Here is an 8,820-nt window from a genome sequence, read left to right as displayed (position 1 = left end):
GGATACTCGTCGGCCTGTCCTTCGCCTACGGTATTTTCCATGCCGCCGGCCCCGGCCACGGCAAGGCCGTGATCTCGTCCTACATGGTGGCCAATGAAGTGGCGTTGCGGCGCGGCATCCTCTTGTCCTTCGTCTCGGCGCTGCTGCAGGGCCTGACCGCGATCGCGGTGATGGGGGTCGCCTATTTCGTCCTGCGCGGCACCTCCGTCTCGATGACGGACGCGGCCTGGTTCATGGAGATCATGAGCTTTGTCTTCGTCACCCTGTTCGGCGCCTGGCTGCTGTGGCGCAAACTCGGCCCCGCCGTCCTGCGTCTGTTCGGCAAGGGCCCGGCCTACAGCCTGTCGGCGGCTCATGCCGGCCATTCTCACGCCGGTCATTCTCATGGGGGTCATTCTCATGGGGGCCATTCGCACGGCGCGCATTCGCATGCCGGTCACTCCCATGCAGCTCCCAGCCATTCGGCGCATGCTCATTCGCACGCGCCACACGCGCATGACCATGTGCACGGCCCTTCGCACGATCATCACGATCATGCCGAACACGATCACGCTCATCACGATCACGCGGCCGGCGAAGTCTGCGATACCTGCGGCCATTCGCACGCACCCGATCCGGCGCTGCTGTCGGGCGACCGCTTCGACTGGCGCACGGCGTGGACGGCGGTGGCGGCGGTCGGCATCCGCCCCTGCTCCGGCGCCCTGATCGTGCTGAGCTTCGCCTTGCTCAACGGCCTCTGGCTCGGCGGTTTGCTGTCGGTGCTGGCGATGTCGCTGGGCACCGCCATCACCGTATCGGCACTGGCGACACTGGCGGTGACCGCCAAGAACTGGGCGGTGTATTTCGCCGGCGACGGCCGCATGGGCAACCGCATCCACTCGATCGTCGAGATCGGCGGCGCGGCGTTTGTGTTCCTGTTCGGACTGCTGCTGCTGTCGGCGAGTTTGGCGAGCGGCGGATAGGCCGGCGCCACGAGGTTCGGAGTTTAACCCGCGATCTTGCCGCCGAGCTCATCCTCGATGTGAGCGCGGATGATCTCGTCAAAACTCTTTTCGGCGCTGAAGCCGAGCTCCCGTGACCGCTTTGCCTCGAAGCGCGTCGGCCAGCCCTTGACGATCGCCCAGATCGTCTCATCCGGAACCTCGCGGATCAGGCTTACCGCCTTCGGCCCGGCGATGCGTTCCAGCGCCTCGATCTGCTCGCCGACGGTGACGGCAACGCCGGGCATCGTCAGGTTGCGGCGCGGCCCGACTGCGCTGCCGTCGATCCCTGCCGCATGGATCAGGAAGTTCACCGCCGAGCGCGGGCTGGCATGCGTGTGCACGACCGAGCGCGGCACCGGCAGGATCGCTTCGTGGCCGCTCAACGGCTCGCGGATGATGCCGGAGAAGAAGCCGGACGCCGCCTTGTTCGGCTTGCCCGGCCGCACGCAGATCGTCGGCAGCCGGATGCCGATACCGTCGAAGAAGCCGCGCCTGGTATAGTCGGCCAGCAGCGCTTCGCTCATCTGCTTCTGGGTGCCGTAGGAGGTCAGCGGCGTCGGATGGAAATCATCGGGAATGACATCCGGGAACGGCGCGCCGAACACCGCGATCGACGAGGTGAAGACGACGCGCGGCGCAAAGCCCGCCAGCCGGATGGCATCGAACAGGGCCCGCGTGCCATCGAGATTGACGCGGTAGCCGAGATCGAAATTCGCTTCCGCCTCGCCCGACACGATGCCGGCAAGATGGAACACGACGCCGGGGCGCGATGCGACCAGGCGCTCAGCGGCCCCTGCTTCGGCGAGATCGCCAGTGTGCAGCGTGACGCTGACGCCATCCAGGCTCGGGGCCTGTGGCGGCACGATATCGTGTAAATCAAGCGCCGTGATCTTGCGGCCGCGCAGCGTGCCGTCCTTGGCCAGCCGGGCGATGAGCTTGCGGCCGACCATACCCGCGGCGCCAGTGATCAGAATGCGCATATCGAAAATCCCTTGCCTATTTACCCTGATTTTTGCGCTGGCTGCGAGCCCGCAACCAGAACACCGAGAAGAACGCCAGCACGAAGACGATGCCAAAGGCGCCGGCCAGCACCGTCGAAAGGCTGCCGAGTGCCAGCATTACGGTCGGCAGATAGTAGGCGCCGATACCAAACAGAAGCATGATCCACACGGCAGCGATAAGAGCATTCCTGGTGTCACGATCCATCACGCCGCACCACGGCAGCGGGTGTTCATCAAGCTGGTTTTCAAGGTTTTGCAACTCCCGAGGCAGGACCAATCGACATCAATCGATCGGTCCTAGTGATGGTGGTCGTGATATGCAGCCGCTTCGTGCTCGTGCCCATGGTCGTGCTCGCCATCGTCGGCGCACTGGCCGAATTCCGGTTCCACGGTGGCATGGCTGATGCCGTGCTCGCTGGCAAGCCGCTTCTTGACGGCACTCACCGCCTGATGCGCATCGACGCCCTCGTCGAGACAGGCATGCAGCGTCGCCATATTACTGGTCCCGTCGAGCGACCAGACATGCATGTGGTGCACTTCGCGCACGCCCTGGACCGTCGCCTCGATATCCCGGGCGATCAGATCTCGGTCGAGGCTTGGCGGCACGCCCTCGAGCAGGACATGGGCGGCTTCCCGCATCAGCGACCACGCCGTGTAGAGGATCAGCAGCGAGACCAGGACCGACAGGATCGGGTCGATCGGCGTCCAGCCGGTCGCCAGTATGACCAGCGCCGCCGCGATGGCCGCGGCCGAGCCGAGCAGGTCGCCAAGCACATGCAGGATGGCGCCGCGCATGTTCAGGCTCTCGCGGTCGCCGCCATGCAGCACGAAGAACGAGCCGATGTTCACCAGCAGGCCGAGGATCGCCACCGCCAGCATCGGCCCGCCAAGCACCGGTGCCGGCGCCTGCAGGCGCCCCCACGCCTCATAGACGATCCACAGCGCGATGACGAAGATGGCAATGCCGTTGGTATAGGCCACCAGCGTCTTGACCCGGCCGAAGCCATAGGTGAGGCGAACAGTCGCCGGGCGGCCAGCCAGATGGAAGGCATACCAGGCAAGGCCGAGCGCGATCGAGTCAGCGAGCATGTGGCCGGCATCGGCCAGCAGCGCCAGCGAGCCGGTGAGGATGCCGCCAAGCGCTTCGGCGACCATGAAGCCGCCGGTCAGGCAGGCTGCGATCAGAACGCGTTTCTTGTCGGTCGAGCCATGGACATGGCCGGGCCCATGATCGTGCCCAATGTGATCGTGCCCGCTGTGATCGTGGGTATGTGCCAATGGCGAACTCCTAGGCGCCGAATTCCGCGCGACAATCCTCGAGCCGTCGCTTCTGCTGGCCGTCGCCATCGAAATTGGCCGGATCGAGCCATGCCTCGTAGGCACGGCGCAGCGCCGGCCACTCCTTGTCGATGATCGAATACCACGCAGTGTCGCGGTTTTCACCCTTGACGATCAGATGCTGGCGGAAAATGCCTTCGAACTTGAAGCCGAACCGTTCGGCGGCCCGCTTCGATGGCTCGTTGCGGTTGTTGCACTTCCATTCGTAGCGGCGGTAGCCGAGTTCGTCGAAGATGTATTTCATGAACAGGAACTGCGCTTCGGTCGCCCCCGGCTTGCGCGAGATGAGCGGTCCCCAATAGATGTTGCCGATCTCGATGACGCCGTACGCCGGATCGATGCGCATCAGCGTCTGGCGTCCGGCGACCTTGCCGCTGGGCTTGTCGATGACGGTGAAGAACAGCGGATCCTCGCTGGCCTCGACCTTGTCCAGCCATGGCTGGAAGGCGGCGCGGGTCTCCGGCGGATAATCGGGCAACCAGGCGAAGCGGCCGTCGATGTCGGACACGGAGGACGCTTCATAGAGGCCATCGCCATGTTTTGCGGCACTCAGCGGTTCGAGCCGGACAGTGCTTCCGTCGATGGTCTTGCGTTCGGGCCGCGGGCGCGGTTGCCAATCCCTGAGATTTTCCGACACCGAAAGCTCCAATCCGTTTGACTTTTGCCAGCCGAAGCTCACAAAAACGCGACCCAACAGCAAGAACCACACGGACGGGAAAAATGCTCCACACGATTTCGGCCTTCGACCGCCTTGGCGAGGAAAACGCCTTTGCCGTGCTCGCGAGGGCCACAGCACTTGCCCAACAAGGCCGCGACATCGTCAATCTCGGCATCGGCCAGCCGGACTTCAAGACGCCGCAGCACATCGTCGAGGCGGCGATCAAGGCGCTGCGCGACGGCCATCACGGCTACACGCCGGCCAATGGCCTGCTGGCGACCCGCGAAGCGGTGGTGCGGCGCACGCTGACCACCACTGGTGTCGAAGTATCGCCCGAAACGGTGATGATCCTGCCCGGCGGCAAGCCAACCATGTTCGCCGCGATCCTGATGTTCGGCGAACCTGGCGCCGAAATCCTCTATCCCGATCCGGGCTTTCCCATCTATCGCTCGATGATCGAGTTCACCGGTGCAGCCCCTATTCCCGTGCCGATGCGCGAGGAGAACGGCTTTGCCTTCTCGGCCGAGGAGACATTGGCGCTGATCACCTCGAAGACCAGGCTGCTGATCCTCAACTCGCCCGCCAATCCGACAGGCGGCGTCACGCCGCGTGCCGAGATCGAGAAACTGGTCAAGGGGCTGGAGGCGCATCCGCAGGTCGCCATCCTCTCCGACGAGATCTACGACGTCATGACCTATGATGGCGAGACGCATTGCTCGCTGCTCGGCTTTCCCGAGATCCGTGACCGGCTGATCGTGCTCAACGGCTGGTCGAAAACCTGGGCGATGACCGGCTGGCGCATGGGCTGGTCGATCTGGCCGAATGGCGACAAGGGCGCCCATCTCTACGACAAGGTGCGCAAGCTGGCTGTCAACTGCTGGTCCTGCGTCAACGCGCCGAGCCAGTTCGCCGGCATCGCGGCAATCGACGGCCCGCAGGACGATGTCGCCAATATGATGCGCGCCTTCGACCGCCGCCGGAAGATCGTCGTCGAGGGATTGAACGCGCTGCCCAACATGTCCTGCATCACGCCCAAGGGCGCGTTCTACGCTTTCCCCAACGTCTCGAAGACCGGCTGGAAGGCCAAGAAGCTCGCCTCGGCGCTGCTCGACGAGGCCGGCGTGGCGCTGATCGGCGGTCCCGATTTCGGCATTCTCGGCGAAGGCTATATCAGGCTCTCCTACGCCAATTCCGAGGAGAACATCTTGCGGGCGCTGGAACGGATCGGGGCCTTCCTGGCGAAGTAAGCTTGAAAGCGGCCCGCTGTCCTCTTCCGGACAATTTGCGGCTGTGGCATGACCGTGTCATGAGCCGTCCGGAGGCGCGCGGCCAAGACTGGGCGTGCATGTCGAGAACGGCTACGGTCCTCGGATCAGGATCGAAGTGGGGTGACATCGGATGTTCTATGCAATCCTTGCCTATCATGTGGAAGACGCAATCAAGGCGCTGACGCCGCAGGAAGATACGGCGCTGATGGCTGACTTGCTCAAGATCCATGAAGGGCTCTATGCCGACGGCAGCCTTGGCCCGTCGGCGCGGCTTGGCGCGACACAATCGGCCTGCACCTTGCGCGACGGCATGATCGTCGACGGCCCCTTCGCCGAAACCAAGGAACAGCTTCTCGGCCTCTATGTCGTCGACTGCCCGACGCGGGACGATGCCATCGCTATCGCGCGCGACTTTCGTCGCGTCAATCCGACCGCCGTCTACGAGATCCGTCCTATCGCGCTCTATCTGCCCGGCACAGAGCTACCGGGAGAATGACTAGCCACGCCCGACAAACGGCATCTTGGTCGCCATCACGGTCATGAACAGCACGTTGGCGTCGAGCGGCAGGCTGGCCATGTGGACGACGGCGTCGGCGACGCGCTGAACATCCATCACCGCTTCGGCTGATATGGAGCCGTTGGCCTGCGGCACGCCGACCGTCATCGGCTGCGCCATATCGGTCAGCGCATTGCCGATGTCGATCTGGCCGCAGGCGATGTCATAAGGCCGGCCGTCGAGCGCCAGCGTCTTGGTCAGCCCTGATATGGCATGCTTGGTCGCCGTGTAGGGCACCGAGCCCGGGCGCGGCGCATAGGCCGACACCGAACCGTTGTTGATGATGCGGCCACCCATCGGCTTCTGCTTGCGCATGGCGCCAAAGGCGGCACGGGCACACAGGAACGAACCGGTGAGGTTGACGCCGACGATATCGTTCCACACTTCGACCGGTATCTCGTCGATCGGCGTCGATTTGTAGCCCATGCCGGCATTGTTGAAGAGCAGGTCGACACGGCCGAAGGCCGCCGCCACGGTCTCGAACAGATCGTCGACCTCGCCTGCCTTGCTGATATCGCAGGCAACCGCCAGGGCCTTGGCGTCGGTGGACCCGGCCTCGGCCACGGCTGCATCCAGCACGGATTTGCGGCGTCCGCAGAACACTGTGTTCCAGCCCGCCTTGAGCAGCGCCGTGGCGACGCTCTTGCCGATGCCCGTGCCGGCCCCGGTGACGATGGCGGTTCTTTGCTCGGTCATGGCTGTTGTCCTCCGGCAGCGCTGCGCTTGCTCGACTGATTTTCGGGGTTTGGCTCGAAAAAGGAAGGCATCGCAAATGACGGCGGCGATGGCAAGCGTGTCCATCCGATCGGGCCGACAAAAAGGGCGGCCATTGGCGACCGCCCCTGATCTGAACCGGGCTTGGGAGGAGGAAAAGCCGATCCGACTGTGTTGAATGATGCGCTTGCTGGGTTAACGAGAGGTTAACCCGGAAAGCGCCTCCTGTGCCGTTTTGGCCTACCAGCGCGGATTGGGTGACGTCCCTGCCTTGGCCGGCACCTTGGCCGCCGAAACCGTTGCCTCGACATGGTCGACCAGCGCGTCCGGCAGGCCGAGCCGGCCTGCAAGCAGGTCGAGGTAGCCACGCTCGGCGCGGGTGTCGGGATCGATGGTCAGGCGCGACGCCGTGTAGAGTTCGAGCTTCTGCGCGTCGGTCTTGGCGCCGGCGACCAGCGTGTCGAGGTCGAGCGGGCTTGCCAGCTCCGCCATCAGGAACTTTTCGGCATCGGAGTCTATGCCGGCCAGGCTGAGCTTGCCGGCGATCTTCTGGCGCTCTTCATCGTCGATATGGCCATCGGCCTTCGCCGCCGAGATCATCGCCCGTATCAGGGTCAGCGTGAATTCGTCCTCGCCTTGCGGCGCCTGCGACGGGTGGAAGGCGGTGTCCTTGGGCGGCGGCAGCAATTCCGGTTCGCCGGCCGCCGGTGCTTCGGCGGGTGCGTTGCCGGCCTTGTAGTTATGGTAGGCCTTGTAGGCGAGGCCGCCGATGGCGGCCAGTCCGCCAAGCTTCACCGCGGCGCCCGTCACGTTACGACCGGCACCAGTTCCAAGCAGCACGGCGGCCAGTGCGCCGGCGGCCAGCGGATTGTCCTTGGCCATCTGCACGGCCTGCCCCGCCTTGTCGCGGACGGTGCCGCTGGTGCCGGGGATTTGCGAGCCGAGCAGATCGTCGAGAAGCTTCTTGGGATCGAACATTCAGTGCCTCCAGGATTTGCCCGGCCGAACGGGCAGGTTTCGAACGTCGAAGACGTAGGTCCCGAAACTTGACATTGCAATGACAGGCGGCCGCTTTGCAGCAGCTTGATGCCCGGATCAGGAGCCGATATGCGGCTCTCTGCCCCGCGCCTGCGCAAGCTCGACCTGGCGCTGGCGCTCGGCATAACGCTGGCGGTCCTCGTTCGAACGCGCATCGAAACAATGCGGGCAGGAAATACCGGCGGCGAATTTGGGCGACGTCAGGTCGCCCGGTGTCAGCGGGTGGCGGCAGGCGCGGCACAGTTCCGCTTCGCCCTCGGCGAGGCCGTGCGACACCGAAACGCGCTCGTCGAAGACGAAGCACTCGCCTTGCCAGAGGCTCTGTTCGGCCGGAACCTCTTCGAGATACTTGAGAATGCCGCCCTTGAGATGGAAGACATCCTCGAAGCCGAGCGATTTGACATAGGCGGTTGCCTTTTCGCAGCGAATGCCGCCGGTGCAGAACATCGCCACCTTGCGGCCTTCGAGTTCCCCCCGGTGCGCCTCCACCCAGGCCGGGAACTCGCGGAAGCTTGCGGTGGCCGGGTCGATCGCACCCCTGAATGTGCCGATCGACACCTCGTAGGCATTGCGCGTGTCGATGACGACAGTGCCGGGCTGCGAAATCAGCGCGTTCCAGTCGGCCGGCGCGACATAGGTGCCGGCACTTTTCGAAGGATCGATGTCATCGACACCCATGGTAACGATCTCGCGCTTCAGCCGCACCTTCATGCGGTGGAACGGCATGTCCGCGGCTGCGCTGTACTTGACCTCGAGGCCCGCCAGCCCTTCGATGGCTTCGAGATACAAGATCAGTTCGGCAATTGCCGCCTCGCTGCCGGCGACGGTGCCGTTGATGCCTTCATGCGCCAGCAGCAGCGTGCCCTTGATGCCGCGCCCGCAGCAGAAGGCGGCGAGCGGCGCGCGCAGTTCTTCGAAAGCGTCGAGCCGGGCAAACCGGTAGAGCGCTGCGACGCGGAAGGGTGGAAGTGATGTCATTGCCGAAGCCACTAGACGCTCACGAAAGCCTATTCAAGGCAAAGCAGGCATCCTGTTCGGAGGTCCCGGGCGCAAATCTGCACCATAGGCGAATTTGTACCATAGCTGAGATCAGGGAGTCAAGAAAAAATTCCTATCCTGACAAAGCTGCCGGCACCGCCGAGCTGGCAGCCGCGCTAAGCTTGGCGAGCATGGGCGACACGTGACATCGCGACACGGCCGGCTTCGTGGACAGGAAAACGGCCTTCTGCTAATCGGTTGAATTGTCCACGCCACGGAGAGACAC

Annotated in this window: 10 protein-coding genes; 3 read left to right on the top strand and 7 right to left on the bottom strand. The window is 64.2% G+C overall.

All coding sequences use genetic code 11. From position 1 onward, the window contains the following. Positions 1-962, top strand: a 962-nt coding sequence (locus tag EN939_RS11350; protein ID WP_164750948.1) for a nickel/cobalt transporter, incomplete at its 5' end; no start/stop codon positions are given. Between the two features lie 23 nt (positions 963-985). Here the strand turns inward: EN939_RS11350 and denD are convergent. The 4 genes from denD to EN939_RS11330 form a co-directional block, all read right to left on the bottom strand. Beyond that, positions 986-1,963: a D-erythronate dehydrogenase gene (gene denD / locus EN939_RS11345; RefSeq protein ID WP_127268083.1), complete on the bottom strand. Its 978-nt coding sequence runs from the start codon at positions 1,961-1,963 to the stop codon at positions 986-988. 16 nt (positions 1,964-1,979) lie between these two features. Then, positions 1,980-2,192: a hypothetical protein gene (locus EN939_RS11340; protein ID WP_127268084.1), complete on the bottom strand. Its 213-nt coding sequence runs from the start codon at positions 2,190-2,192 to the stop codon at positions 1,980-1,982. A gap of 89 nt (positions 2,193-2,281) precedes the next feature. Next, positions 2,282-3,262, bottom strand: coding sequence for a cation diffusion facilitator family transporter (locus tag EN939_RS11335; protein ID WP_127268082.1), 981 nt, complete (start codon positions 3,260-3,262; stop codon positions 2,282-2,284). 10 nt (positions 3,263-3,272) lie between these two features. Continuing rightward, positions 3,273-3,959: a GNAT family N-acetyltransferase gene (locus tag EN939_RS11330; RefSeq protein ID WP_127268081.1), complete on the bottom strand. Its 687-nt coding sequence runs from the start codon at positions 3,957-3,959 to the stop codon at positions 3,273-3,275. A gap of 83 nt (positions 3,960-4,042) precedes the next feature. Between EN939_RS11330 and EN939_RS11325 the strand changes: the two genes are divergently transcribed. Both EN939_RS11325 and EN939_RS11320 read left to right on the top strand, forming a co-directional pair. Beyond that, entirely contained in the window at positions 4,043-5,227 is a 1,185-nt protein-coding gene (locus EN939_RS11325; protein WP_127268080.1) for a pyridoxal phosphate-dependent aminotransferase, read from the top strand. Positions 5,228-5,378: 151 nt separating this feature from the next. Next, complete coding sequence (locus tag EN939_RS11320) at positions 5,379-5,744, top strand: YciI family protein (protein ID WP_127268079.1); 366 nt, start codon at positions 5,379-5,381, stop codon at positions 5,742-5,744. Here the strand turns inward: EN939_RS11320 and EN939_RS11315 are convergent, their stop codons facing one another. From EN939_RS11315 to trhO, 3 genes are all read right to left on the bottom strand, one after another. Then, positions 5,745-6,500 carry an SDR family oxidoreductase gene (locus EN939_RS11315; RefSeq protein WP_127268078.1) on the bottom strand — a complete coding sequence of 252 codons (756 nt, stop codon included), beginning with the start codon at positions 6,498-6,500 and terminating at the stop codon, positions 5,745-5,747. Positions 6,501-6,758: 258 nt separating this feature from the next. After that, on the bottom strand, positions 6,759-7,496 hold the full coding sequence (locus tag EN939_RS11310; RefSeq protein WP_127268077.1) for a tellurite resistance TerB family protein: 738 nt from the start codon (positions 7,494-7,496) through the stop codon (positions 6,759-6,761). Positions 7,497-7,613: 117 nt separating this feature from the next. Further along, entirely contained in the window at positions 7,614-8,534 is a 921-nt protein-coding gene (gene trhO / locus EN939_RS11305) for an oxygen-dependent tRNA uridine(34) hydroxylase TrhO (RefSeq protein WP_127268076.1), read from the bottom strand. Positions 8,535-8,820: the final 286 nt, after the last annotated feature.

The organism is Mesorhizobium sp. M7A.F.Ca.CA.002.05.1.1 (assembly GCF_003998335.1).
In the GTDB taxonomy this organism is placed as follows: domain Bacteria; phylum Pseudomonadota; class Alphaproteobacteria; order Rhizobiales; family Rhizobiaceae; genus Mesorhizobium.
Note: the sequence above shows the minus strand (reverse complement) of the source record. Positions and strands in the feature narration are given on the sequence as shown.